Consider the following 26,122-nt stretch of genomic DNA (forward strand, 5'->3'; position numbering starts at 1 on the left):
AACCTAAACCAAATCAATCATATCAACAGGCCGACTTATGGCATGAACAGGCGAAACAGGGGAAGACGCCGGGAAGGCGCCGTTTCACCAAACTACAGGAAACTCTGTGGATCGATGTCGAGTTGCACCTGCACGGAGCCGCGCTCCTTCGGAGATTGTGTCAGCAAAGCGCGCAGGAATCCCTGCATGTCCGAGTTGCGCCGTCCATGCACGAGCAGGCGGAAGCGGTGGCGGCCGCGCACCAGGGCGAGCGGCGCTTCGGCTGGCCCGAGCACCGATATGCCCTGCACCTGCGGCGCCGCGTTGCGCATGCCGCGTGCATGGGTCTCGGCATCCTGCCGAGTATCAGCCGAGACGATGATCGAGGCGAGCCGGCCGAAGGGCGGCAATATGGCTCTTTCGCGCTCCGAAATCTCGCGCTCATAAAAGGCGCTGGCATCGCCGGAGACGATCGCCTGCATGACGGGGTGCTGCGGCTGATAGGTCTGCAACAAGCCATGGCTCTTGAGGCCGGTTCGCCCAGCGCGGCCGGTCACCTGCGACAGAAGCTGGAATGTCCGCTCGGCGGCACGCGGATCGCCGTTGGCAAGGCCGAGATCGGCGTCGACGATGCCGACCAGCGTCATCAGCGGGAAATTATGGCCCTTGGCGACGAGCTGCGTGCCGATGACGATATCCGCCTCGCCCTTGGCAATAGCCTCAAGTTCCAGCCGCAGCCGCTTGACGCCGCCCATGATATCGGAGGAGAGCACGATCGTCCGCGCTTCGGGAAAATGCCGCTCGACCTCCTCCGCAATGCGCTCGACGCCCGGCCCGCAGGCGACGAGATGGTCGAGCGTGCCGCATTCCGGGCAGGCCTCGGGTGTCCGTTCGGCATAGCCGCATTGATGGCATTGGATCTGGCCACGGAAACGGTGTTCCACCAGCCAGCTCGAACATTGCGGACATTGGAAGCGGTGCCCGCAGACACGGCAGAGCGTCAACGGCGCATAGCCGCGCCTGTTGAGGAACAACAGCGACTGCTGGCCCTTCTCCACTGTCTTGCCGATCGCCCGGATCAGCAACGGCGAGAGGAAACCGCCGCGCTCCGGCGCATGCCGGCGCATGTCGATCAGATGCAGGTCCGGAAGAGCTGCATCCCCGAAGCGGGTCGGCAGATGGATGGTGCTGTAGCGCCCGCTCTGGCCGTTGACCTGACTCTCGACCGAAGGTGTCGCCGACACCAGCACCACCGGAAAATCGCCGATCCGGCCACGCACGACCGCCATGTCGCGGGCATTGTAATAGACGCGATCCTCCTGCTTGTAGGCGGGATCATGCTCTTCATCGACGATGATCAAGCCCAGCTCTTCGAAGGGCAGGAACAGCGCCGAGCGCGCGCCGGCCACAACGCGCACCTCACCGGTCACGGCTTGCCGCCAGACTTTTTCGCGCATGCGCGGCGCCAGATCCGAATGCCACTCGGCCGGCTTGGCGCCGAAACGATCCTGGAAGCGCTCGAGAAAACTGGCGGTCAGTGCGATTTCCGGCAGCAGGATCAGCACCTGCTTGCCGCGCTTCAGCGTCTCGGCGATCGCCTCGAAATAGACCTCGGTCTTGCCCGAGCCGGTGACGCCATCAATCAGCGAAACGGCAAACTCGCCCTTGCGCACCTCGGCAAGGATTTCATCGGCCGCTTCGCGCTGCGGGCCTTCGAGCCGCGAGGCGATGTAATCCGGATCTGGCCTCGCCACGACCGGCGGCGGCGGCAGGAATACGGTTTCGAAAATACCCTGCGTGATCAGCCCGTCGATGACGCTGGTCGAAACCCCGGCAGCATGCGCCAGCCCGCTGCGCGTCCATGACAGGCCGTCATTTGCCGTCTCCATGACCCGGGCGCGGGCCGGTGTCAGCCGCTCCGGCGTGCCGCCGATAAAACGCAAGCCCTCGATCATCGGTTCGGGATCGAAGGCTGCGGGTGCACGCAGCGCCATGCGCGCCACCAGCCCCGGCGGTGACAGCGTATAGGCGGCCACCCAGTCGATGAAATCGCGCATCTCCCTGTTGAGCGGCGGGCAATCGAAGACATGGCTGATCGGCCGCAGCTTCTTCGGATCGACGCCGCCCTCGTCACCGCCGTCCCAGACGACGCCGATCACCTGCCTCGGCCCAAGCGGCACCTGCACGACCGAGCCGGGCTCGACCGCCATGCCTTCCGGCACCGCATAGGAATAGGGCTTCGGCGCCGGCATCGGCACCAGAACCGGGACCGTGCGGCTCATGGTCAAGTTTGCGGGCGCGGCTTCAAACAGCGCACCGAACAGATCGGACGAATCTTTAGTCATCGCGCCAGACCATGCCCCGAGCGGCGATAAAAGGAAACCCGGGAGTGGTTCGGCAGGTATCGTCCGAAAGACGCTTCAATGAACTGCCGACAGCCGTCAAACGGAATGTTCGGCGACGACCGCGGCCGTATCCTCGACCGCAACCGGAGGACCGATTGGCGTGAAAGTCGCGTTTCCGTCCGCCGCCAGATCGAACACCGTGTGCTTCTCCAGCGCCTTCGTCACTTCGTTGACGTCGCCGTCCAGATGCTCGACGGGGATGAGATTGCCGATCAGGAAATCGAAGCGGTCATCGCGCTTGTTGAGGAGTTCATGGAACACCGTCATGTCACGCAGCTCGGTCGACCATTTGGCGAACCAATAGAACAGGCCGGAATTGCGCGCCGTCAGATGCACGGGCAGGATCGGCAGATTATACTTGCGCGCCAGCCCGACAGCCGACGTCTTCCATGGCCGCTCGTTCAACTTGCCGTTAGCCCAATAGGCGATGCGGCCGGAGGGGAAGAGCACGGTGACCTTGCCCTCGGCAACGGCGCGATTGGTGAGCTGCAGCGTCTCGCGCGTCTTCGGCTTGCTCTTATATTCCTCACGCCATTCGACCGGAATGATCATCTCGGCGAATCGCGGATTGACGCGGACGGCGTCGCGATTGGCGAAAACCATCATATCGGGCCGGCGCGTCTTCAGAAGATCGAAAACGGCGACACCATCGGCAATGCCGGTCGGGTGGTTGCTGACGAGGATGAAGCCGCCGGAAGCCGGGATGCGCTCGGCATAGGTCACCCCGATATCAAGCCGCAGCAGATCGCTCATATATTCGAAGCACTGGAAACCCGGCAGATTGGCGATATCGTCGGCGAATTCGATCGCCTTGTTGTAGCGCAGCAGCGTGTAGAGAAAGGGCCGCATCAACGGCCAAAGCGGGTTGCGAACGATCTTCTGACCGCGTTCGGCGATCAGCGTATCGACAATATGTCCGGGCTGGCCCTGGGACACCAAAGCGATCGCTTCTGCAAGTTGTCCCAGTGCAGTTATCGAACCGCGACGTGCCATGAAATGCCCTGAATGGTTGGGTTATACTCTATTGCAATCGAATATGATCGAAGCATGACAAAGCGCCTCGCGTATAACCGCCTAAATCGATTTTGATTTAAGAAACAGCTTATACGCAGTTGAAAAGTTCTACTGCGATCTTTCCATACACAAAGGAGAGGCACGGCACAGTAGGAATGTTAGCGATTCCATAACCTTCCCTCCTTCAAAGTGGCAGAAGGAATTTGAATTTCAAGGGGTTTTCCACTGAACGAGTTGCTGATTATCGCCGATCCTGAGTTGATGACCGAGCGCAGCCGATGGCTGGAAACGCTCGGTGAGGAGCGGCGGCTTTCCGCCCATACGCTGGATGCCTACGAGCGCGATACCCGGCAATTCCTGACCTTTCTGACCGGCCATCTCGGCGGCCCGGCGACGATCAAGGACATCCATGCGTTGCGCCCCGCCGACTTCCGCGGTTTTCTGGCCGCCCGCCGCAAGGATGGCGCCGGCGCGCGTTCGCTCGGGCGCAACCTGGCCGGTCTTCGGTCGCTGCTGCGCTATCTCGAAAAGAAGGGGCTGGTGAATGCGGCCGGCGCGGCAGCGGTGCGGTCGCCGAAACAACCGAAATCGCTGCCGAAGCCACTGTCGGATACCCAGGCGATCACCGTTGTCAGCGACGAGGCGCAGATGCACGACGAGCCTTGGATCGCCGCGCGCGATACGGCCGTGCTGACCCTGCTCTATGGCTGCGGCCTGCGCATCTCCGAAGCATTGGATTTGACGCCAGAAGACGTGCGCCCCGGCGCGACCGCGCTGCGCGTCACCGGCAAGGGCAACAAGACCCGGCTGGTGCCGCTGTTGCCCATCGTCGTCGAAGCGGTGGAAAAATACCGCGCGCTTTGCCCCTATCATCTCGACGTAGCTAGTCCGCTCTTTCGCGGCGCGCGCGGCGGCAAGTTGCAGCAGGGCATCATCCAGCGCGGCATGCAGAAGCTGCGCAGCGCCTTCGGGCTGCCGGACACGGCAACGCCGCATGCGCTGCGCCATTCTTTCGCCACGCATCTGCTCGCAGGTGGCGGTGACCTGCGCACGATCCAGGAATTGCTCGGCCATGCCAGCCTTTCGACGACGCAGGTCTATACTGGCGTCGATTCATCACGGCTGCTGGAAGTCTATGATCGGGCTCATCCGCGAGCATAAGAAAGCGTTAACCTCTCGCGTTAAGGGAATATGCGTCTCAGGCGGATAGAGCAGAAGCATGTATCCGCATGTCTCGCGAAAACCACGTTCGCGCTTTACGAGTCATGCCCTCTGCCAGCGGAAGGTTTAGATGATTTCTGCCCTCGAACCTAAGACGATGCGGTCGATGAAACCGGCAATCGGCGACCTTCTCCTTTGGCTCGCCGCAGCCTTTCCGTTGATGCTGGCAGCTCTGTTGATCACAACCATACTCAGCTTGCAGCCGGCGCATGCCGACGAGACGGCATCCGATAGCTGCGGCGGCAAGGATCTGATGGCTGAACTGCAGAAAAGCGATCCCGCGAAATATGCCTCGATCCTCGCCGAGGGTGACAAGGTGGCGAACGGCAAAAGCATTTTCTGGAAGATCGAAAAGCCCGACCTGAAACCCTCCTGGTTGCTCGGCACCATGCATGTCAGCGACGCGCGCGTGCTGACCATGCCGAAGGGTGTAGCCGAAGCAAGTGCCGCGGCCGATACGATCGTCGTCGAATCCGACGAAATCCTTGACGATAAAAAAGCGGCGGCAGCGCTCTTCGTCAATCCGTCTTTGACCATGCTGACCGATGGCTCGACCATCAGCCAGCATCTGTCGCCCGAAGAGAATGCCAAGCTGGAAGCGGGCCTCAAGGAGCGCGGCGTGCCGCTCGCCGCCGTCGCCCACATGCAACCCTGGTTGATCTCAAGTTCCTTCGAAATGACAAGCTGCGAAGTCCGCCGCAAGGCGACCGGCATGAAGTTCCTCGATCAGAAGCTTGCGAGCGATGCGGCCGCTAGCGGGAGGCAAGTAAAAGGCCTGGAAACATTGGCCGAACAGGCCAAGGCGATGAGCGATCTGCCGATCGAACTGCACCTGAAATCACTCATTCAGACGTTGGAACTCGGCGATAAGATCAACGACGTCAACGAAACCATGACCGACCTCTATCTCGCCGGCAATATCGGCGCGATGATACCGATGCTGAAGAATATCGTGCCGGACCAGAATTTGTCCGAGGATGATACCGCCGCCTTCGAACAACGCATCATCCTCGACCGCAACAAGGTCATGGTGGAGCGCGCCGCACCCATCCTCGCCAAGGGCAACACCTTCATCGCCGTCGGTGCGCTGCATCTCGTGGGCGATCAGGGTCTTGTCGAGTTGCTGCGCAAGCAGGGTTTCACGGTAACGGCGGTGAATTGAGCGCGCCCATTCGTTTGCCGAAGTCAGTCAGCACTGTCTCGACAATCAACCGATGGAACGGCGTGATCACAGCGATATAGATCTGGCCGAGCAAGATTTTCCGTTTCACGAGCGTCGTTATATCGATGAGTCGACGCCCCTGACCATCATCCCGCACATCGATTACGACACGGAAATCAAGGTGCTTGTCGTCGAAGCCGAGAACAACTTGGTTCTCTGATTTGCTGACGATCGGAAAGAAGCCGATTGTCTCCGACGTATTTAGGGAGTGATGTCCCGTAGATTTCAGGCCGAAGACACTGACGACCGTATCGCGCAGCTTCAGCAGCGACCGCACCCAAAAAGGAAAATTGCAGAACATCGTGCGCGCTGCAGCGACTGCCGTAAAATCCGATTCCTGTACCTGTAGCTCGTAACAATCAGCCCAGTCCGCGCCCGGCAATGCGGGATGCGGCATATGTGGTTTAACCATTATGGGCTTTGTCGGCATTTTGTCGTCTGCTGTTTCACTCTCTGCAAAGTAGCATAGCCAACGTATAGCCAGACATACAAACGACGGCTGCGGCAATTCGCTCACGACAGCCCGCAAAAGGAAACGGCGGCCGTCATCACCGCCGCCGCTCACATCAAAGGATACGTCTCTATAATTTACATATGGATCGGCTTGAAGAAGGTCGCGAGGGCGGCTTCCTTCACGGCTTCCGACATGGTCGGATGCGCATGGCAGGTGCGGCCGAGATCTTCCGACGAGCCGCCGAATTCCATCAGCACCGCAATCTCGTGGATCATTTCGCCAGCGCCGAAGCCGACGATGTGGCCGCCGAGAACGCGATCGGTCTCCTTGTCCGCCAGGATCTTGACGAAGCCATCCGTCGCGAGCATCGCGCGGGCGCGGCCGTTGGCGGTGAAGGGGAATTTGCCGACCTTGTAGGCAATACCCGCGGCCTTCAGCTCTTCCTCGGTCTTGCCGACGGAGGCGACTTCCGGCTGCGTGTAGACCACGCTCGGAATGACGTCGTAGTTCACGTGGCCTGCCTGGCCGGCGAGGATTTCGGCGAGCGCCACGCCCTCGTCTTCCGCCTTGTGCGCCAGCATCGGGCCCTTCACCACATCGCCGATGGCATAGATGCCGGCGACATTGGTCTTGAAGTGGCCATCAATCTCGACGCGGCCTCTGGCGTCGAGGGCAACGCCCGCCTCTTCCAGGCCGAGACCGGCCGTGTACGGCTTGCGGCCGGTCGACACCAGCACGACATCGGCATCGAGCACCACCTTGTCGCCGCCCTTGACCGGCTCGAAGGTGACCTTGGCGCCGTTGCCGACCTTCTCGACGCCGGTGACCTTCGCACTGAGATGGAAGTCGACGCCCTGCTTGGCCAGCATACGCTGGAACTGTTTCGAAACTTCGCCGTCCATGCCGCCGAGAATCGTGTCGAGATATTCGACGACGGTGACCTTGGCGCCGAGGCGCGACCAGACCGAGCCGAGTTCGAGGCCGATGACGCCGCCGCCGACGACGATCATGTTGGCCGGCACCTTGTCGAGCGCGATGCCGCCGGTGGACGAAATGATCACCTTCTCATCGATTTCGAGGGACACGCCCGGAATGCCAGCAACGTCGGAGCCGGTGGCGATGACGATGTTCTTGCCTTCGATCTCAGTCACCTTGCCGTCATCGGCCGTGACGGAAACCTTGCCGGCAGCGACGATCTTACCGGTGCCCTGGAAGGCATCGATCTTGTTCTTCTTGAAGAGGAAGGCGACGCCGTCGACATTCGACTTCACCGTCGCATCCTTGTGCGCCATCATCTTCGAGAGATTGAGCGTCGGTGCTGCGACTTCGATGCCGAGCGCGTCCATGCCGTGGCCGGCATGATGGAACATTTCGGAGGCATGCAGCAGCGCCTTGGACGGGATGCAACCGACATTGAGGCAGGTGCCGCCGAACGTGGTGCGCTTTTCGATGACTGCCACCTTGAGGCCGAGCTGCGCCGCCTTGATAGCGCAGACGTAGCCGCCAGGGCCGGTTCCGATAATGATCACATCGTAGGACATGGTTTTAATTTCCTTGTTTTGTAACTCTGTTAGTCAGCCGCCCGCGCCAATGCGAGGCGGATGCCGAAGCCGACAAGTGCCGCTCCGGTGATGCGGTTGAACCATTTGCCGCTGGCGATGAAGCGATCGCGGACCGGCTTGACGGTAAAGAAGACGGAGACGCCGGCAAACCAGGCGACGAGTGCCGTCGCCATGCCGATGCCATAGGAAAACTGGATCAGCGCCGGCGTGTCGTGATGCACGAGCGTCGAAAACAGCGACAGGAAAAACAGCACCGGCTTCGGATTGAGCGCGTTGGTGATGAAACCCGTCGCCAGGCAGCGCCAGATGGAAACCGGCTTGCGGTCCTCCTCGCCGATCTCGATCTCCTTCACCTTGAAGCCCGGCTCCCGGAAGGACTTGATGCCGAGATAGGCGAGATAAAGGACGCCGGCCCATTTGATCAGGCTGAAGAGCATCAGCGATTTCGAAACGATGAGGCCGAGACCGAGAATGGTGTAGCTGATATGGAAGAGCAGCGAGAAGCCCATGCCGAGGCCGGTCATGACGGCCGCGCGGCGGCCATGCACGATGCTCTGGCGCAGGATGACAGCGAAATCAGCGCCCGGTGCGACGATGAAAATCGAAAACACCGCCATCAGGCCGAGGAATTCCAACACATATTGCATGATCACTGCCCTTTCCGATCAACGACCGCCGCTCACATCGAGGATGGCGCCCGTTATATAGGATGCCTGGGGGCCTAAGAGGTAGAGGATGGCGTCAGCGACTTCTTCCGCCGTCCCCGCCCTCTTCATCGGCAGTTGCGGTGCGATCGCGCTCGCCCGATCGGGCAGGCCAGCAGCCGCGTGAATTTCAGTATCGATGATGCCCGGCCGCACCGCGTTCACCCTTATGCCCTCAGCCGCCACCTCTCGCGCCAGACCGACCGTGAACGTATCGATCGCACCCTTGGACGCAGCATAATCGACATACTGTCCGCCGCCGCCCAACGTGGCCGCGACGGACGAGAGATTGACGATCGCGCCTCCCTTGCCGCCATGGCGGGTGGACATGCGGCGGATGGCTTCCGCAGCCGCAAGCAACGAGCCGGTGATGTTGATGCGAAACATCCGGTCGAGCCGCTCCGGCGTCATCTCATCCAGACGCTGCACACGGTCAACGATGCCGGCATTGTTGACGAGGCCGTCCAGCCGGCCGAAATGCCCGTCGACTACCGAGAAAATCGACCGGATGTCCTCGGGCGAGCCGACATCGCCAGCAATCACAATTGCCTCCCCGCCGGCATCGCGGATCGCGGTGACGACCGTGTCCGCGGCCGCTTTGTTCGAGGCATAATTGACGGCCACGGCCCAGCCTTGCCGGGCAGCGGCAATCGAAACCGCCGCCCCGATGCCGCGGCTGCCGCCGGTGACGAGAAGAACAGGGGATTTGCCAGTCATTCGCCGCATCCTTTCAAGGTCAGGACATCCCAGGGGGCGACGGTCGCTTTGCCTTTGCCCCAGATGGAGGATTCACGGATCGAAGGTCCGAGCGCCGGCAGGACCAGCCGCGCTGCGGCGCCAGCACCCTCCGCCGGCAACACGCTGATATTGCCCGTCACGTCGGAGGCATAGATCATGCCCTGCCAGACGGTGCAGGCACGCAGATCGGCGCCCGTCACATCGCCTTCCGGGCAGTTGAACATGATCAGGCCGTTGGCGCGCAGTTGATCATCCGAGCGCATCACCACACCATCCGCCACGATCGGCGTATTGCGCACAGTAAATTTGAACTTGTTGCTGGCGGCCGCCGCCTCGGAACCGATCGGCTCGAAACGCAGCTCGTAGGCATTCTCCATGTCGCCGTAGACTGCTTTTTCCTGCACGCATTCATCGGCCAGCGCGGGGGTAGGAATGGCTGTAAACGCCATTATCGCCCAATGCACGGGGGCCAATCGCGCCATCGCGTGGTTTGTCGGCATGGTTATTTCCCCCTCGGCTTGGCCAGAGGATCGCTGGCGACAATGCGGCCGGAGGTCCGTTCGACATCGCCCATATGGAAGACGGTGATCGACCGGGCGGTGGGATCGGCGTCGCTCAGCGACGCCAGATCGAAATTGCCGCTGAGCTTTACTACGTCGAAATCATCCGCGACAGCGGAAAATGGCATCCACGCGGCGACGGCGCACAAGAGTCCGCGCATCGTCCGCATGGGCCATTTCGACATGAGCCAGCGCTCCCTTAGAGATCGAGAACCAGACGTTCCGGATCTTCCAGGCTTTCCTTGACGCGCACGAGGAAGGTCACGGCTTCCTTGCCGTCGACGATGCGGTGATCGTAGGAGAGCGCCAGATACATCATCGGGCGGATAACGACCTGACCGCCGATGGCGACCGGACGTTCCTGGATCTTGTGCATGCCGAGAATGCCCGACTGCGGCGCATTCAGGATCGGCGAGGACATCAACGAGCCGTAGACACCACCGTTGGAGATGGTGAAGGTGCCGCCCTGCATGTCAGCCATGGAGAGCTGGCCGTCACGGGCTGCCTTGCCGAGGCGGCCGATTTCCTTCTCGATCTCGGCGATCGACATCTGGTCGGCATCGCGCACGATCGGAACCACGAGACCCTTGTCCGTGCCGACGGCGACGCCGATGTGGCAGTAGTTCTTGTAGATGATGTCGGTGCCGTCGATCTCGGCGTTGACGGCCGGGAGTTCCTTCAGGGCGTGCGTGACGGCCTTGGTGAAGAAGCCCATGAAGCCGAGCTTCACGCCATGCTTCTTCTCGAAGATGTCCTTGTACTTATTGCGCAGGTCCATGACGGCCTTCATGTCCACCTCGTTATAGGTGGTGAGCATGGCGGCGGTGTTCTGCGCATCCTTGAGGCGCTTGGCGATCGTCTGGCGCAGACGGGTCATCTTGACCCGCTCTTCGCGGCCGGCATCTTCGACGGTGGTCGGCGCACGGGCGGCAACCGGAGCAGCCGGTGCGGCGGCAGGCGCCGAGGCAGCCTTGGCAACAGCGGCAATGACATCGCCCTTCAGGACCTGGCCGCGCTTGCCGCTGCCATCGACCTGATCGGCGGAGAGATTGCTTTCGGCAAGCAGCTTGGCGGCAGCAGGGGCCGGCGGCATGGCGGAAGCCGATGCGGCAACCGGAGCAGCGGGTGCCGGCGCGGCGGCAGCAGCCGGTGCGGCAGCCTGGGCCGGAGCAGCCGCAGCGCCGTTGCCGGCGCTGATCTGGCCGAGCAGCGCGCCGAGGCCGACGGTTTCACCGGCCTGGACAACGATTTCGGACAGCGTGCCGGCTGCGGGTGCGGGAACTTCGATCGTCACCTTGTCGGTTTCCAGCTCGAGAATCGGCTCATCGGCCTTGATGGCATCGCCGACCTTCTTGAACCAGGTGCCGACGGTCGCCTCGCTGACGGATTCGCCGAGGGTAGGAACGCGGATTTCAGTGGCCATTGTTCAGATCCTGATTTTTCGTCGTTATAAACTTAGATGGAATTTCCAGCGGCAGATGGCCGGAGAATGATCGAGGGCATTGGCGAGATTTCGATTCGGAAACCGAGCCCGGCGAGAAGGACGGGATCGGCATCACCAAGCGCCTTGGCGGCATCGGCGTCTTCCACGTCGACGACAGCCATGCCGAAAGCACCGTCGGCCGCGAAAACCGGACCGACGACTACAGCCGTTCCGGCATCCGCATGTTCGCGCCAATAGGCGGCATGTTGCTGCATGGCGGCCATCTCCTCCCCTGTGGCGTCATGTGGGAAGCTGGGGCGCGGCGGCATGAGTTTCAGATGAAAATAGGCCATCGCGCACCCCTATCGCTTTAACCGCCCAGCGCATCCTCAAGGAATGCAGCGAGCTGCGCCAGATGCTTGGACATCAGGCCCGTCGCCGGAGAGGCGGCGGCCGGACGGCCGGTGTAGCGAACCCGCTGGTACTTGGCATCGATATGGGCAAGCACCCATTCCAGATAAGGATCGATGAAGGACCATGCGCCCATGTTCTTCGGCTCTTCCTGGCACCAGACCATCTCCGCATTGCGGAAGCGGCTGAGCTCGTTGATGAGCGCCTTGGCCGGGAACGGATAGAGCTGTTCGATACGCAGCAGGTAGATATCGTCGATGCCGCGCTTCTCGCGCTCTTCCAGGAGATCGTAATAGACCTTGCCCGAGCAGATGACGACGCGACGGATCTTGTTGTCCTTCTGCAGCTTGATCGGGCCGTCCTTGATGACCTCCGCATCGTCCCAGAGCAGGCGATGGAACGAGGTTTCCCCCGCCATCTCCGCCAGGCTCGACACTGCACGCTTGTGACGCAGCAGCGACTTCGGCGTCATCAGAATGAGCGGCTTGCGGAAATCGCGCTTCAACTGACGGCGCAGGATGTGGAAGTAGTTCGCCGGCGTGGTGACATTGGCGACCTGCATGTTGTCTTCGGCACAGAGCTGCAGATAACGCTCGAGACGGGCCGAGGAGTGTTCCGGACCTTGACCTTCATAGCCGTGCGGCAGCAGGCAGACGAGGCCGGACATGCGCAGCCACTTGCGTTCGCCCGACGAGATGAACTGGTCGAAGATGACCTGCGCACCGTTGGCGAAGTCGCCGAACTGCGCTTCCCAAAGCGTCAACGCATTCGGACGAGCCAGCGAATAGCCGTATTCGAAGCCGAGAACCGCCTCTTCCGACAGCATCGAGTTGATGACTTCGTAGCGGGCCTGGGTCGGCGACAGGTTGGCGAGCGGGATGTAGCGCTCTTCGGTTTCCTGATCGTAGAGAACCGAATGACGCTGCGAGAAGGTGCCGCGCTCGCAATCCTGACCGGACAGGCGGATCTTGTGGCCTTCGACCACCAGCGAGCCGAAAGCCAGCGCTTCCGCCATTGCCCAGTCGATGCCTTCACCTGTCTGGACCATGCCGGCGCGGTTTTCCATGAAGCGCTGGATGGTGCGATGCGCATGGAAGCCCGCCGGGATTTCCGACAGCTTGCGGCCGATATCCTTCAGGCTCTTCATCGGCACGGCAGTCTTGCCGCGACGCTGCTCGTCGGCATTGTCGGCCGTATGCAAACCCGACCACTCGCCGTCCAGCCAGTCGGCCTTGTTCGGCTTGTAGGATTGGCCAGCCTCGAACTCCTGTTCGAGATGGGCGCGCCAGTCGGCCTTCATCTTCTCGACTTCGCCTTCGGTCAACACGCCTTCGCCGACCAGCCGCTCGGAATAGAGCTGCAGCACCGTCTTGTGGGCGCGAATGACCTTGTACATCTTCGGCTGCGTGAAGGACGGCTCGTCGCCTTCATTGTGGCCGTAGCGGCGGTAGCAGAACATGTCGATCACGACCGGCTTGTGGAACTTCATCCGGAATTCGGTCGCGATCTTCGCGGCATAGACGACCGCTTCCGGATCGTCGCCGTTGACGTGGAAGATCGGCGCTTCGATCATCTTGGCAACGTCGGACGGATAGGGCGACGAACGCGAGAAGGCTGGATTGGTGGTGAAGCCGATCTGGTTGTTGATGATGACGTGCATCGTGCCGGCGACGCGGTGGCCGCGCAGACCGGAAAGGCCGAGGATTTCAGCCACGACGCCCTGACCGGCGAAAGCGGCATCGCCATGGATCAGCAGCGGCACGACCTTGGCGCGTTCGGAGAGCGGAATGATATCGCCATCCCAGAGGGTGGCGCTCATATCCTGCTTGGCGCGGACCTTGCCCATGACGACAGGGTTGACGATTTCCAGATGCGACGGATTGGCCGTCAGCGAAACGTGCACCTTGGTGCCGTCGAAATCGCGGTCCGAGGAAGCGCCAAGGTGGTACTTGACGTCGCCCGAGCCTTCGACTTCGTCCGGCGCGTAGGAGCCGCCCTTGAACTCGTGGAAGATTGCACGATGCGGCTTGGCCATGACCTGCGAAAGCACGTTCAGACGGCCGCGATGGGCCATACCAAACACGGCTTCCTTGAGTCCAAGCTGGCTACCGCTCTTGAGAATCTGCTCCAGCGCCGGGATGAGCGATTCACCGCCATCGAGGCCGAAACGCTTGGTGCCCTTGAACTTGACGTCGAGGAACTGCTCGTAGCCTTCGGATTCGATCACCTTCTGCAGGATCGCCTTTTTGCGGTCCGCGCTGAAGTTGATGCCCTTGTTGACGCCCTCGATGCGTTCCTGAATCCAGGCCTTCTCTTCCGGATTGGAGATATGCATGAATTCGACGCCGAGCGTCGAACAATAGGTGCGCTCGAGGATTTCCATCATCTCGCGCACGCTTGCATATTCAAGGCCGAGCACGTTGTCGATGAAGATCTTACGGTCGAGGTCGGCCTCGGTGAAGCCATAAGCTTCCGGCGACAGCTCCTTGTAGTCTTCCACGGCGGCAGCGATGCCGAGCGGGTCGAGCTTGGCGTGCAGGTGGCCGCGCATGCGATAGGCGCGGATCATCATGATGGCGCGGACGGAATCGCGCGTCGCCTGCAGGACGTCGGCGGTATCGGTCGGCTTGCCGGCGGCTTCGGCCTTGGCCTTCACCTTGGTCTCGATGACCTTCTCGACGATGCCCCAGTTGCCGTCGAGTGCGGAAACGAGTTCGCCGTTTGCCTGGATCGGCCAGTTCTTGCGCTGCCAGGAGGCGCCCTTGGCCGCCTTCTTCACATCGTCGGGACTGTCTTCCAGTGCCTTGAAGAACGACTGCCACTCGTCGGCCACCGACGATGGGTCTTCCTCGTAGCGCGCATAAAGCTGCTCGATATAAGCAGCGTTGGCGCCGTCCAGGAACGAGGTGATTTGAAATTGCTCGTTGGCTTCTTGCCTTGCCATGGTGATATGCGGACGCTCTCGTCCGCCTCCCGACTTGTTTACTTTGCCGGCTTATGGAAATCCGGCGACCACATTTCGTCTGCGATCCCGTGGACCGTACATCTGCTCTTACAAATTCAAAAGCCGGACGGGATGTGCGGATGCCGCTACCCGTCCGGGTCTTGCTACAGGTAGGATCAGCCCTTCAGGACTTCCACAAGCGTCTTGCCGAGACGTGCCGGCGAAGGCGACACGCGAATGCCTGCCGCTTCCATCGCTGCAATCTTGTCTTCCGCGCCGCCCTTGCCGCCGGAAATCACGGCGCCAGCATGGCCCATGGTGCGGCCGGGAGGTGCCGTGCGGCCGGCGATGAAGCCGACCATCGGCTTCTTGCGGCCCTTCTTGGCTTCGTCCTTGAGGAACTGCGCGGCTTCTTCTTCAGCCGAACCGCCGATTTCGCCTATCATGATGATCGACTTCGTTTCGTCGTCGGCGAGGAACATTTCCAGGACGTCGATGAATTCGGTGCCCTTGACCGGGTCGCCGCCGATGCCGACAGCCGTCGTCTGGCCGAGGCCTTCATTGGTGGTCTGGAACACGGCTTCATAGGTCAGCGTGCCGGAACGCGAGAGAACACCGACGGAGCCCTTCTTGAAGATGGAGCCCGGCATGATGCCGATCTTGCATTCGTTCGGGGTGAGCACGCCCGGGCAGTTCGGCCCGATCAAGCGCGACTTCGACTTCTGGAGGCGATCCTTGACCTTGACCATGTCGGCAACCGGAATGCCTTCCGTGATGCAGACGATCAGCGGGATTTCAGCTTCGATCGCTTCGAGGATCGCAGCAGCAGCGCCGGCCGGCGGAACGTAGATGACTGAGGCGTTGGCGCCGGTGGCGTCCTTGCCTTCGGCGACGGACTTGAAGATCGGCAGCTTTTCGCCGTCCTTGCCGGTCCAGGTTTCACCACCCTTGGAGGGGTGGATACCGCCGACCATCTTCGTGCCGTGATAGGCAAGCGCCTGTTCGGTGTGGAAGGTACCGGTCTTGCCGGTCAGGCCCTGAACCAGAACCTTGGTGTCTTTGTTGATGAGAATAGACATGCGAGGCCTTTGTTACGAGAGGTTGGAAGACGCGGAGGCAACGCGACGATAGACGCCGCTGACGACCTCCTGCCATGTATCGCTGCCGGCGGGCGAGAAAGTGACGCCCATGCGGTAGCAGTCTTCATTTTCGAACTGGAAGAGAGTGCATTGCGAACCGCGCGGCGAGACCTTGGTCAGGACAAGCTTGTCGTCGATCCATTCGCCGGAGGCCGGCGCGGCGGGCACGAAGCCCACCGTATCGAACTGATAAAGCTTGTAGGCCTGATCCGCAGCGTCGAAGCCGAGAATGTTCCGGGCTTCGAACGATGTGCTGCCGTCCCGCATCTGTACGTAGCGCTGTTCGACGAAAAATCCGCCGAACAGACACTCGGCCGTGAGCTGCGCGGTTGCCGTTCCTTCCTTCGTCCAGGCCGAAGCCGCGACACGCTCTTCCCCTTCCCAGGTGCCTGCAAAGGCACCGAGGCGGAGATGAGCAGCCGTTGGAGCGAAGGAAGCAGCCATCCCGATCAGCCCTTGACTGCCTTCACGATCTTCTGGGCGGCATCGTCCAGGTCATCGGCGGAGATGACATTGAGACCGGATTCGTTGATGATCTTCTTGCCGAGCTCGACGTTGGTGCCTTCGAGGCGGACGACGAGCGGAACCTTCAGACCGACTTCCTTGACGGCTGCGAGCACGCCTTCGGCGATGACGTCGCACTTCATGATGCCGCCGAAGATGTTGACCAGGATGCCTTCGACAGCCGGGTCTGCGGTGATGATCTTGAAGGCCGCGGTGACCTTTTCCTTGGTAGCGCCGCCGCCGACATCGAGGAAGTTCGCCGGCTCGGCGCCGTAGAGCTTGATGATGTCCATGGTGGCCATGGCAAGGCCGGCGCCGTTGACCATGCAGCCGATATTGCCGTCGAGGGCGACATAGGCGAGGTCATACTTGTGCGCTTCGATTTCCTTGGCGTCTTCCTCGGTCGTGTCGCGCAGCGCAACGATGTCCTCGTGACGGAACAGCGCGTTGCCGTCGAAGGAGACCTTGGCGTCGAGAACGCGCAGATTGCCGTTGGTCATGACGATCAGCGGGTTGACTTCGAGCAGGGCCATGTCCTTCTCGACGAAGGCCTTGTAGAGGATCGGGAAGAGCTTAGCAGCGTCTTCGCGGGCAGCGCCTTCGAGCTTCAGCGCGTTGGAAAGGGCAGCCGAGTTGGCGACCGTCACGCCCGTCGACGGATCGATGTCGACGGTGATGATCTTTTCCGGCGTGTCGTGCGCAACTGTCTCGATGTCCATCCCGCCTTCGGTCGAAACGACGAAGGCAACCTTGCCGACCGAGCGGTCAACCAGGATCGAGAGGTAGAGTTCGCGGTCGATGTCGGCGCCGTCTTCGATGTAGAGGCGGTTGACCTGCTTGCCGGCCGGGCCGGTCTGCTTGGTCACCAGCGTGTTGCCGAGCATTTCCTTGACATTGGCAACGACGTCCTCGATCGACTTGGCGAGGCGAACGCCGCCCTTGGCGTCGGGGCTGAGTTCTTTGAACTTGCCCTTGCCGCGACCGCCGGCATGGATCTGGCTCTTGACGACGTAAAGCGGGCCCGGAAGCTGCTTTGCGGCGGCTTCGGCTTCATCGGCGGAGAAGATGGCAACGCCGTCCGCGACGGGTGCGCCATAGGTCTTCAGCAGAGCCTTGGCCTGATATTCATGAATGTTCATGGATTTATCCCTGTTGGAACGCGGAAATTACTTCAGCGACGGCGCGATGGTGGCGCAGGCTTCGCAGAGGCCGGCAACGGCTGCGACCGACTTGTCGAAGGCTTCCTTCTCGGCCTTGTTCAGGTCGATCTCGATCACGCGCTCGATGCCGCCGGCACCGATGACGGTGGGAACGCCGACATACATGTCCTTCACGCCGTACTGGCCGGAGAGGTAGGCTGCGCACGGCAGGACGCGCTTCTTGTCCTTGAGGTAGGATTCAGCCATCGCGATGGCGGAAGCGGCCGGAGCGTAGTAGGCCGAGCCGGTCTTCAGCAGACCGACGATCTCGGCACCGCCATCACGGGTGCGCTGGATGATTTCTTCGAGGCGTTCCTTGGTGACCCAGCCCATGGTGATGAGGTCGGTCAGCGGAATGCCGGCAACGGTGGAGTAACGAGCGAGCGGCACCATCGAGTCGCCATGGCCGCCGAGAACGAAAGCCGAGACGTCTTCGACCGAGACGTTGAATTCCTTGGCGAGGAAGAGGCGGAAGCGCGACGAGTCAAGTACGCCAGCCATGCCGACGACCTTGTTGGTCGGCAGGCCCGAGAACTTCTGCAGAGCCCAGACCATGGCGTCGAGCGGGTTGGTGATGCAGATGACGAAAGCGTCCGGGGCATACTTCTTGATGCCAGCGCCGACCTGTTCCATGACCTTGAGGTTGATACCGAGAAGATCGTCGCGGCTCATGCCCGGCTTGCGGGGAACGCCGGCGGTGACGATGCAGACGTCAGCGCCTTCGATCGCGGAGTAGTCGCTGGCGCCGGTGAGGTTGGCGTCGAAGCCTTCGGCAGGCGAAGACTGGGCGATGTCGAGACCCTTGCCCTGGGGAATGCCGTCCGCGATGTCGAACAGGACGATGTCGCCCAATTCTTTCAGGCCGGCGAGATGCGCCAGCGTGCCACCAATCATGCCAGAACCAATAAGTGCGATCTTGTTGCGCGCCATTTCGGTGTATCCTTTGCGATCAAAATCCGTGGCGGGACACCTTGCAAGGCATCCACCATTGCCGCCATTCGCATAGACCCAAAGGTCGAAATTGGCAATTGATTATTTTTGGATCAGGGATTTCAATCGGTTAGATCAAAAATGTCTTACGTAAACGTAAGACATTTTGTCACCAAATCGTTACTCGGCCGCACGTTTTCCGTGAGTCTGGGCGAGATATTCCGCGCTGCGCATCTCGAAAAGCCGCGATGCGGTGCGGTCGAACTCGAAGCCTTCGGTGCCGCGCCTTTCGATCAGAAGGTCTTCCGGCATCGCCTCGGCCGACACGAAAAGCCGGACCGAATGATCGTAAAGCGTGTCGATGAGAATGATGAAACGCTTGGTTTGGTTGCGCTTTTCCGGCCCGAGCTTCGGAACGCGATCGAGAAAGATTGTATCGAACCGTTTGGCGATGGCCAGGAAATCGGCCGCACCCAGGGGCTGCTCGCAGAGATCGGCGAAGGAGAAACGCGCCATACGATCGGCGGCAAGCGGCACATGGATCGAACGTCCCTTCATCGGGATCTCCAGCGGCTGCGCCTTGCGTCCGTGCAGCGCCTGCACCCACGACGCATCCATCGCCATATCCGTGCGCTCGTTGATCGGGATCAAATAAACCGGCTGGCTGTTCAGCTTCTCCATGCGGTAATCCGTCGGCGAGTCCAGCGTGACGATATCGACATGACGCTTGAGAAGATCGATGAAGGGCAGGAACAGGCCGCGATTGAGGCCGTCACGATAGAGATTGTCCGGCTCGACATTCGACGTGGCAACCAATACGCAGCCGAGTGAAAACAGCTCGGAAAACAGCCGCGACAGGATCATCGCATCGGCAATATCGGTCACCGTGAATTCGTCGAAGCAAAGCAGCTCTGCCTGACCATAAAGCTCGGCTGCGACCGGCGGCACCGGATCGGCCTGCTTGGTCTCGCCGTTCTTGAACTTCAGCCGATGGGCGGCGATGCGGTTATGTACGTCCGCCATGAACTCATGGAAATGCGCCCGGCGTTTTTTGCTGCATGGCGCCATGCCGAAGAACATGTCCATCAGCATGGTCTTGCCGCGCCCGACACTGCCATGGATATAGAGACCGCGGACGATCTGGGCCGGCTTCTTGCGCGCCGCAAACATCCAGCCGAGCGCGCTCGATTTGGTCGCCGGTCGTTTCCGCTTGAGATCTGCAAGCACGCGATCGAGGGATTTCGCCACATCCATCTGCGCCGAATCCACCTGAAGCGATCCGGAAGCCGTCAGCGTCTTTAGGTGTTCGACGACGCTGATGGAATAGTCGGGCATGGGCTGCATGGGGAGATACCCGCCTGTGCAAGGAGGAAGCGGCCGGTATGGTCCAACCGCTTCAAAAGAGCTTTATCGGCTGAGGCTGAGCGGCTGGCCGGACGCCGTGGAACCGTTGAAGCGCGAATCGGCCGTCTTGTAGAGCGTGCCGATCTGGCTGCCATCACGGTTCTTCAAGATAACCTGCTTGCCGGAAACTTCCCAGGAACCCATCGTCGTGAGTTCGCCCGCGCAACCGCGCGTTCCGCCGCGCGAACCACTGCCGAGATTGGTGAGCGTCAGGAACATGTCGCAGCTCGCACCGCCATTGCTGACCTTCCAGCTACCGACCATGGATTCCTTGGTCACGTCCTGCGCAGAAGCGGCCATCGCCTGCTGTTGCTGCTGATTACCCGCATTCGGCGTATTCGTTGGCGCCGCAGGAAACTGCGAGGCACCGGTCGTGGGCGGAAGCTGGCTGGATTGGACAGAAGGAACGGGCTGAGCCTGCAGTGGCGCGGCAGAATAATCGTCGTTGTTGTATGCTGTGCGCTGGCAACCGGCAAGCGACAGACTGATCGCCGCAGCCGTCGCTGCATATCTCAATTGCATCATCATACTCCTAATTGTCCACCATCGAGGTTTGCAAACTGGCGCTTAGTTAGGTTGGGATTATCGTATTTCACTTTGGTTAATCAAGTCGCTACACAGCACAAATCGCTAGGGGCCATAGCTCCGCAAGAATCCGGTCATTTCAAGGCTTAACCCGACGAACCTCATCCAGATAGAAATGATTGGCGAGTTCTTGCATCTTTTTATCGCGGTCGGCGTCCTGACGAAGTTTGCTGGAAAAATCGGAATAACGTGCAAGCGAGCTCGACAAGAATTCCATGAGCGGCGCTGGCGGCGCGCCTTCGCCCATCTCGCGTGTCTCTTTCTTGAGAGCTACCAATTGCAGAATTGCTGCCCGCATTTTTTCGGCTATGTCGATGTCTTCAAGGCATTCGAGCATGTTCATCGGCGGCAGTTTTGAGAAATCGGTCTGCCGCATCCACTCCAGCGCTATGGCCGGTCGAATGCCGTAAAGCAACTTTTTTAACCGTACTGGCTCGGCTCCATCGCCCGGCTGGTGCTGTTTCATCAGGCCGATATAGTGATGAGCAACCTTTCCCGGCACCATGATCGCTTCCAGCAAAGCGCCAAGACGCTCGCGAAAGCCAGGCTCTTCTTCATAGACAAGCGGGGATTTCAACCATTCGACAAGAACGGCATTGCCTTTCAGCGCTAGGAGCAGCGCCTTGCGCAAGTCCCAGCCGCCGGTGTCGATGTCTCCCACAATGGGAAATTCAATGACATCGCGATGCGGAAACAGGGAAAAATGATCCCGCTCTGGCCTGACATAGACAAAGCGGCAATCATAGTCGCTATCGGGTGACGGGAACCCCCAGGCTCGGCTTCCGCTTTCGATGGCAAGGCCGATGCGAATGCCTTCAGATTTGACCGAGGCAAGCCGCAAGCGAATTTCAGCTACTGCCTCCGGCGCAAAGCCTTCCATCGTCATGCGACTTCGATCCCCATCACCTCGCGATGTCGGGCGCCGGTCAGATCCGCCGCTCGACCATCATCTTCTTGATTTCGGCGATCGCCTTGGCCGGGTTCAGACCCTTGGGGCAGGTCTGGGCGCAGTTCATGATCGTGTGGCAGCGATAAAGGCGGAACGGATCTTCGAGATTGTCGAGACGCTCGCCCTTTGCCTCGTCGCGGCTGTCGATCAGCCAGCGATAGGCCTGCAGAAGGACAGCCGGGCCGAGATAACGGTCGCCGTTCCACCAATAGCTCGGACAGGAGGTCGAGCAGCAGGCGCAGAGGATGCATTCATAAAGGCCGTCGAGCTTCAGACGATCCTCATGGCTCTGCTTCCATTCCTTTGCTGGCGGCGGCGACACCGTCTTCAGCCAGGGCTCGATCGAGCGATGCTGAGCATAGAAGTTCGTCAGATCCGGCACGAGATCCTTGACGACGGGCATATGCGGCAGCGGATAGATTTTCACCGTGCCCTTGATCTCGTCCAGGCCTTTGGTGCAGGCGAGCGTATTGGTGCCGTCGATGTTCATCGCGCAGGAGCCGCAAATGCCTTCGCGGCAGGAACGGCGCAGCGTCAGCGTCGGGTCGATCTTGTTCTTGATGTAGAGCAGGCCGTCGAGCACCATCGGGCCGCAATCATCGACGTCGATATAATAGGTGTCTATGCTCGGGTTCAGGCCGTCGTCCGGGCTCCAGCGATAGACACGGAATTCCCGCGTATTCGTCGCGCCTGCCGGCTTCGGCCAGACCTTGCCTTCACGCATCTGAGAGTTCTTGGGGAGAGCGAGTTCAACCATGGTCAGTTCCTCTCAGATCAGTACACGCGTGCCTTCGGCTCGATCTTGTGCGGATCGATGCCTTCGGCAATCAGGTCGGTATGAACGGGACGATAGTCGAGCTTCACGTCGCCGGCTTCGTTGACCCAGGCGAGCGTATGCTTGCGCCAGTTCTCGTCGTTGCGGCCGGCGAACTTGCCCTCGGTATAATCCTCGCGGGCATGCGAGCCGCGGCTTTCCTTGCGGGCTTCGGCGCCGTAGATCGTCGTGATGGCGTTGGCCATCAGATTGTGCAGTTCCAGCGTCTCGACAAGGTCGGAATTCCAGATCAGCGAACGGTCGGTGACCTTGATGTCGGGCAGTTCCTTCCAGATCGCGGAAAGGCGGCGGCAGCCGGATTCCAGCGATTCCTGCGTACGGAACACGGCGGCGTCTTCCTGCATGGCGCGCTGCATCTTTTCGCGCAGCACCGCCGTCGGTGTTCCACCGCTGGCATGGCGCAGACCATCGAAGCGCTCCATGATCTTGTCGCAAGCGGCCACATTGACCGGCGGCACCGGACTTGCCCGGTCAATGACCTGACCGGCGCGGATGGCGGCGGCGCGGCCGAAGACCACGAGGTCGATCAGCGAGTTGGAACCGAGGCGATTGGCGCCGTGCACGGAGGCGCAGCCGGCTTCACCAACGGCCATCAGACCCGGCAGAACGCGCTCCGGATTATTGCTGTCGGCATTCAGCACTTCACCCCAATAGTTCGTCGGAATGCCGCCCATGTTGTAGTGAACGGTCGGCAGAACCGGGATCGGCTCGCGGGTCACGTCGACACCGGCGAAGATGCGCGCGCTCTCGGAAATGCCGGGAAGGCGCTCATGCAGCACGGCCGGATCGAGATGGTCGAGATGCAGGAAGATGTGGTCCTTGCTCTTGCCAACGCCGCGACCCTCGCGGATTTCCAGCGTCATACAGCGCGAAACGACGTCACGCGAGGCAAGGTCCTTGGCCGACGGCGCATAGCGCTCCATGAAGCGCTCGCCTTCGGAGTTGACGAGATAGCCGCCTTCGCCGCGCGCCCCTTCCGTGATCAGACAGCCAGAACCGTAGATGCCTGTCGGATGGAATTGCACGAACTCCATGTCCTGCAGAGGCAGGCCGGCGCGGGCAACCATGCCGCCGCCATCGCCGGTGCAGGTGTGAGCCGAGGTTGCCGAGAAATACGCGCGGCCGTAGCCGCCGGTCGCCAGCACCACCATCTTGGCGGCGAAGCGATGGATCGTGCCATCGTCCAGGCACCAGGCGACGACGCCGGTGCAGCGGCTGCCATCGTCGGACATGATCAGATCGAGCGCGAAATATTCGATGAAGAATTCAGCGTTGTTGCGCAGCGACTGGCCATAAAGCGTATGCAGGATGGCGTGACCGGTGCGGTCGGCTGCGGCGCAGGTGCGTTGCACCGGCGGGCCTTCGCCGTAGTTCTGCATGTGGCCGCCGAACGGGCGCTGATAGATCTTGCCTTCCTCGTTACGCGAGAACGGCACGCCGTAATGCTCGAGCTCATAGACCGCCTTCGGCGCTTCCATGGCGAGATACTGCATGGCGTCGACGTCGCCGAGCCAGTCGGAACCCTTGACGGTGTCGTAGAGATGCCACTGCCAGCTATCCGGCGTCATGTTCTGCAGCGAGGCGGCGATACCGCCCTGGGCTGCGACCGTATGTGAGCGGGTCGGGAATACCTTGGTTATGCAGGCCGTGCGGAAACCCTGCTCGGCCATGCCGAGCGTGGCGCGGAGGCCCGCGCCGCCGGCGCCGACGACGATCACATCATAGGAGTGATCGACATATTTGTAGGCTTTTCCGTTTTGAGCGGGCCCATTCTGAGGGGATGAGTTCGGTGCCATCGGTAATTATCCTACGAACGCGATCTTCAGAATGGCGAAGAGACAGAGCCCGGCCACGAAAATCGCGAAGAATGTGTTGAGCATGAGAAGGACGATCTTGCTGATCTCGCTGTGGACATAGTCCTCGATGATGACCTGCATGCCGATCCTCATGTGAATGACGCCGGAGATCACCATCAGGCCGAAGATAACGGCGACGATCGGGTTCGACAGCGCGTGCACGACTTCCGCGTAGGGCGCGCCGGCATAGATCATCAGGAAGATGACAAAGAAGATGATGAGGGGAACGTTGGCAACGGCGGTCAGGCGCTGACGCCAGAAATGCTCGGTGCCTTCCTTGGCGGAACCAAGACCGCGGACTTTGCCCAGAGGAGTGCGCATATCCATGAGAAATATCCTTTAAAGCATGATCCCGAAAGGCGCCTGAGCGCTTCCGAGAGCAATCATGCCAATCAAATCAGCCGGATGGCGATGCCGATGATCCAGACCAGCGCGGTCAGACAGAGCGAACCGACGAGCGTCGCCTTGGCCATCCTGGTCGAGACAGCGGGATCATAGCCGTATCCGAGATCCCAAATAAAATGCCGGAAGCCGCCAAGCATATGGTGCAGCAGCGCCCAGGTATAGCCGAGCAGAACGAGCCGGCCGATGATCGAACCCATGATCCAGTTGACCAGCTCGAAATAGCCCTGGCCGGTCGCCGCCGCGATCAGCCACCAGGCGACCAGCAGCGTGCCGAAATAAAGCGCGCCGCCGGTGATGCGGTGGACAATCGACATGACCATGGTGGGAATAAGTTTGTAGACTTGCAAATGCGGCGACAGGGGCCGGTTTTGTGTGACGTTCGCCATCAGAACCTCGCGGCGTTACGATACGCTTCTATCCCAGATATCTCCGGGGCAACACACGCTTGGGGGAAGTGCTGTGTGCGTTGCATCAATTGCGACCATTAATCACGGAAAGGCATGTCGACAAGCACAATTGCTGTCTGCCTTGAATTTAATCGATTCGGATCAGCGGACACTTTTAGCGAGTGCGCAGAAACGACATTCTCCGATTGGCCGCTCGATACGATTTTCCCGCCAACCGAGTGGACTTGACGTCGCTCTTGAGGCACTCTGCTCTTCATACTTTATTAAGCATTTGGAGCGCGAGGCAACCTATGGGACGGCATCTTTTCAAGGCAGCAACGCTCGTCTTAGCGGCAGCCGCCGCCCTGTCGTCCATGTCGGCCTCCGCCGGCGGCTATCATGATGGGTACCGCCCGTTCCGACATCACGGGCCATTTCCGCTGCACCCGGCCCGCGTCAGTGCTTTAGCCACGGCGGCCGCCTTTTCGACCGACTATCGCCATGGATATCGGCCGTTCCGCCATCGTGGCCTGGTTCGGTTGCAACAAATCTCCTGGCCGCAGCACTACGCTCAGCCGCAACCGGCCAGAATCATTCTCATGGATCGGCAATATGCGGCTAACGTCGGCACCTATGCGGGCACGGCCGACATGTATCAGGCCGATGGCGGGACCTATATTGTCGGCTATGGCGGCGGCTACGATCCATATCGAGGCGAATCCACTGCGCTGAAGCCGAGGGCCAAGGTCATCAACGTCAAACGTGCCGGCAATGCCTGCTCCTACGAGGCCGGCGTCTGTGTGATTCGCCCCTGACGGTCGTTAGCCGGCAAGAAAGCGCCAGACCGTCGTCTTCTTGACCTCGCTATCCTCCAGCGCCCGCGTCACCGGCACCTGATAGCTGGCCTCAGCCTCCAGACGATCCTTGGGCAGATATGCCCTGCCCGGATCGCCCACCAGCACAAGACGACCCTCTCCCGCCAACTGCCGAAACCATGGAATGAGGCGATCGGCGAAATCGCGATCATAAAAGACATCGCCGGCAAGGATGACGTCGGCGTCCGTCATCCGGTCAATGAGATTGTCACCGGTGAAGTCGAGCACGACACCGTTTTCCGTCGCATTCAGCCTTGTTGCGGTTTCAGCCCAGGGATCGATATCGGCGGCGAGCACATGGCTCGCACCCGCAAGCTTCGCCGCAATCGCGACGAGGCCGGAGCCGCTGGCGAAATCCAGGACCCGTTTTCCGGCAACCGTATCGGGATGATCGAGCACATAGCGCGCAAGCCCCTGC

Annotated in this window: 26 protein-coding genes; 3 read left to right on the top strand and 23 right to left on the bottom strand. The window is 60.7% G+C overall.

Annotated elements, in window-relative coordinates:
• Positions 1-92: 92 nt before the first annotated feature.
• Both QD357_RS28165 and QD357_RS28170 read right to left on the bottom strand, forming a co-directional pair.
• Positions 93-2,324, bottom strand: coding sequence for a primosomal protein N' (locus tag QD357_RS28165; RefSeq protein ID WP_107109578.1), 2,232 nt, complete (start codon positions 2,322-2,324; stop codon positions 93-95).
• Positions 2,325-2,420: 96 nt separating this feature from the next.
• Positions 2,421-3,377 carry a GNAT family N-acetyltransferase gene (locus tag QD357_RS28170; RefSeq protein WP_107109579.1) on the bottom strand — a complete coding sequence of 319 codons (957 nt, stop codon included), beginning with the start codon at positions 3,375-3,377 and terminating at the stop codon, positions 2,421-2,423.
• 246 nt (positions 3,378-3,623) lie between these two features.
• On the opposite strand from QD357_RS28170, the gene QD357_RS28175 reads away from it, so the two are divergent.
• Both QD357_RS28175 and QD357_RS28180 read left to right on the top strand, forming a co-directional pair.
• Positions 3,624-4,559, top strand: coding sequence for a tyrosine recombinase XerC (locus QD357_RS28175; protein ID WP_107109580.1), 936 nt, complete (start codon positions 3,624-3,626; stop codon positions 4,557-4,559).
• 130 nt (positions 4,560-4,689) lie between these two features.
• Complete coding sequence (locus QD357_RS28180) at positions 4,690-5,781, top strand: TraB/GumN family protein (RefSeq protein WP_107109581.1); 1,092 nt, start codon at positions 4,690-4,692, stop codon at positions 5,779-5,781.
• Here the strand turns inward: QD357_RS28180 and QD357_RS28185 are convergent.
• The 20 genes from QD357_RS28185 to sdhC form a co-directional block, all read right to left on the bottom strand.
• A complete protein-coding gene (locus QD357_RS28185) occupies positions 5,759-6,271 on the bottom strand; it encodes a DUF2867 domain-containing protein (protein ID WP_107109582.1) in 513 nt (170 codons plus the stop codon). The two genes, QD357_RS28180 and QD357_RS28185, sit on opposite strands and share 23 nt — an antisense overlap.
• Before the next feature lie 158 nt (positions 6,272-6,429).
• A complete protein-coding gene (lpdA, locus tag QD357_RS28190) occupies positions 6,430-7,836 on the bottom strand; it encodes a dihydrolipoyl dehydrogenase (protein ID WP_107109583.1) in 1,407 nt (468 codons plus the stop codon).
• Positions 7,837-7,865: 29 nt separating this feature from the next.
• Complete coding sequence (locus QD357_RS28195; RefSeq protein ID WP_107109928.1) at positions 7,866-8,504, bottom strand: LysE family translocator; 639 nt, start codon at positions 8,502-8,504, stop codon at positions 7,866-7,868.
• Between the two features lie 18 nt (positions 8,505-8,522).
• Positions 8,523-9,278: an SDR family oxidoreductase gene (locus QD357_RS28200; protein WP_107109584.1), complete on the bottom strand. Its 756-nt coding sequence runs from the start codon at positions 9,276-9,278 to the stop codon at positions 8,523-8,525.
• Positions 9,275-9,781, bottom strand: a complete 507-nt coding sequence (locus QD357_RS28205; protein ID WP_107109929.1) for a hypothetical protein — start codon at positions 9,779-9,781, stop codon at positions 9,275-9,277. The genes QD357_RS28200 and QD357_RS28205 overlap by 4 nt, the downstream gene beginning before the upstream one ends.
• A gap of 20 nt (positions 9,782-9,801) precedes the next feature.
• A complete protein-coding gene (locus tag QD357_RS28210; protein WP_245407520.1) occupies positions 9,802-10,044 on the bottom strand; it encodes a hypothetical protein in 243 nt (80 codons plus the stop codon).
• 14 nt (positions 10,045-10,058) lie between these two features.
• Positions 10,059-11,282 (bottom strand): 2-oxoglutarate dehydrogenase complex dihydrolipoyllysine-residue succinyltransferase, encoded by a 1,224-nt coding sequence (odhB, locus tag QD357_RS28215; RefSeq protein WP_107109585.1) that lies wholly within the window; start codon positions 11,280-11,282, stop codon positions 10,059-10,061.
• A gap of 32 nt (positions 11,283-11,314) precedes the next feature.
• On the bottom strand, positions 11,315-11,635 hold the full coding sequence (locus QD357_RS28220; protein WP_107109586.1) for a YciI family protein: 321 nt from the start codon (positions 11,633-11,635) through the stop codon (positions 11,315-11,317).
• Between the two features lie 17 nt (positions 11,636-11,652).
• Positions 11,653-14,637, bottom strand: coding sequence for a 2-oxoglutarate dehydrogenase E1 component (locus QD357_RS28225; RefSeq protein WP_107109587.1), 2,985 nt, complete (start codon positions 14,635-14,637; stop codon positions 11,653-11,655).
• Positions 14,638-14,813: 176 nt separating this feature from the next.
• Entirely contained in the window at positions 14,814-15,716 is a 903-nt protein-coding gene (gene sucD, locus QD357_RS28230; RefSeq protein ID WP_107109588.1) for a succinate--CoA ligase subunit alpha, read from the bottom strand.
• Positions 15,717-15,728: 12 nt separating this feature from the next.
• On the bottom strand, positions 15,729-16,220 hold the full coding sequence (locus QD357_RS28235; RefSeq protein WP_107109589.1) for a DUF1579 family protein: 492 nt from the start codon (positions 16,218-16,220) through the stop codon (positions 15,729-15,731).
• A gap of 5 nt (positions 16,221-16,225) precedes the next feature.
• Positions 16,226-17,419 (bottom strand): ADP-forming succinate--CoA ligase subunit beta, encoded by a 1,194-nt coding sequence (gene sucC / locus QD357_RS28240; protein WP_107109590.1) that lies wholly within the window; start codon positions 17,417-17,419, stop codon positions 16,226-16,228.
• Between the two features lie 27 nt (positions 17,420-17,446).
• On the bottom strand, positions 17,447-18,409 hold the full coding sequence (gene mdh, locus QD357_RS28245) for a malate dehydrogenase (RefSeq protein WP_107109591.1): 963 nt from the start codon (positions 18,407-18,409) through the stop codon (positions 17,447-17,449).
• Between the two features lie 180 nt (positions 18,410-18,589).
• Positions 18,590-19,753, bottom strand: a complete 1,164-nt coding sequence (zapE, locus tag QD357_RS28250) for a cell division protein ZapE (RefSeq protein WP_107109592.1) — start codon at positions 19,751-19,753, stop codon at positions 18,590-18,592.
• Between the two features lie 63 nt (positions 19,754-19,816).
• Entirely contained in the window at positions 19,817-20,335 is a 519-nt protein-coding gene (locus tag QD357_RS28255) for a protease inhibitor Inh/omp19 family protein (RefSeq protein WP_107109930.1), read from the bottom strand.
• 142 nt (positions 20,336-20,477) lie between these two features.
• Positions 20,478-21,284 carry a DNA polymerase beta superfamily protein gene (locus QD357_RS28260; protein WP_107109593.1) on the bottom strand — a complete coding sequence of 269 codons (807 nt, stop codon included), beginning with the start codon at positions 21,282-21,284 and terminating at the stop codon, positions 20,478-20,480.
• A 40-nt stretch (positions 21,285-21,324) separates the two neighbouring features.
• A complete protein-coding gene (locus QD357_RS28265; RefSeq protein WP_107109594.1) occupies positions 21,325-22,104 on the bottom strand; it encodes a succinate dehydrogenase iron-sulfur subunit in 780 nt (259 codons plus the stop codon).
• A gap of 17 nt (positions 22,105-22,121) precedes the next feature.
• Positions 22,122-23,978, bottom strand: a complete 1,857-nt coding sequence (sdhA, locus tag QD357_RS28270) for a succinate dehydrogenase flavoprotein subunit (protein ID WP_107109595.1) — start codon at positions 23,976-23,978, stop codon at positions 22,122-22,124.
• A gap of 6 nt (positions 23,979-23,984) precedes the next feature.
• Complete coding sequence (gene sdhD, locus QD357_RS28275) at positions 23,985-24,365, bottom strand: succinate dehydrogenase, hydrophobic membrane anchor protein (protein WP_028751293.1); 381 nt, start codon at positions 24,363-24,365, stop codon at positions 23,985-23,987.
• A gap of 65 nt (positions 24,366-24,430) precedes the next feature.
• Positions 24,431-24,829, bottom strand: a complete 399-nt coding sequence (sdhC, locus tag QD357_RS28280; protein ID WP_107109596.1) for a succinate dehydrogenase, cytochrome b556 subunit — start codon at positions 24,827-24,829, stop codon at positions 24,431-24,433.
• A 311-nt stretch (positions 24,830-25,140) separates the two neighbouring features.
• Between sdhC and QD357_RS28285 the strand changes: the two genes are divergently transcribed.
• A complete protein-coding gene (locus tag QD357_RS28285; RefSeq protein WP_245407521.1) occupies positions 25,141-25,644 on the top strand; it encodes a hypothetical protein in 504 nt (167 codons plus the stop codon).
• 6 nt (positions 25,645-25,650) lie between these two features.
• Here the strand turns inward: QD357_RS28285 and QD357_RS28290 are convergent.
• The coding region (locus QD357_RS28290) for a class I SAM-dependent methyltransferase (RefSeq protein WP_414125520.1) at positions 25,651-26,122 on the bottom strand (472 nt) is incomplete at its 5' end.

This window comes from Rhizobium sp. BR 317 (assembly GCF_047445835.1).
Taxonomy (GTDB): domain Bacteria; phylum Pseudomonadota; class Alphaproteobacteria; order Rhizobiales; family Rhizobiaceae; genus Rhizobium; species Rhizobium paranaense.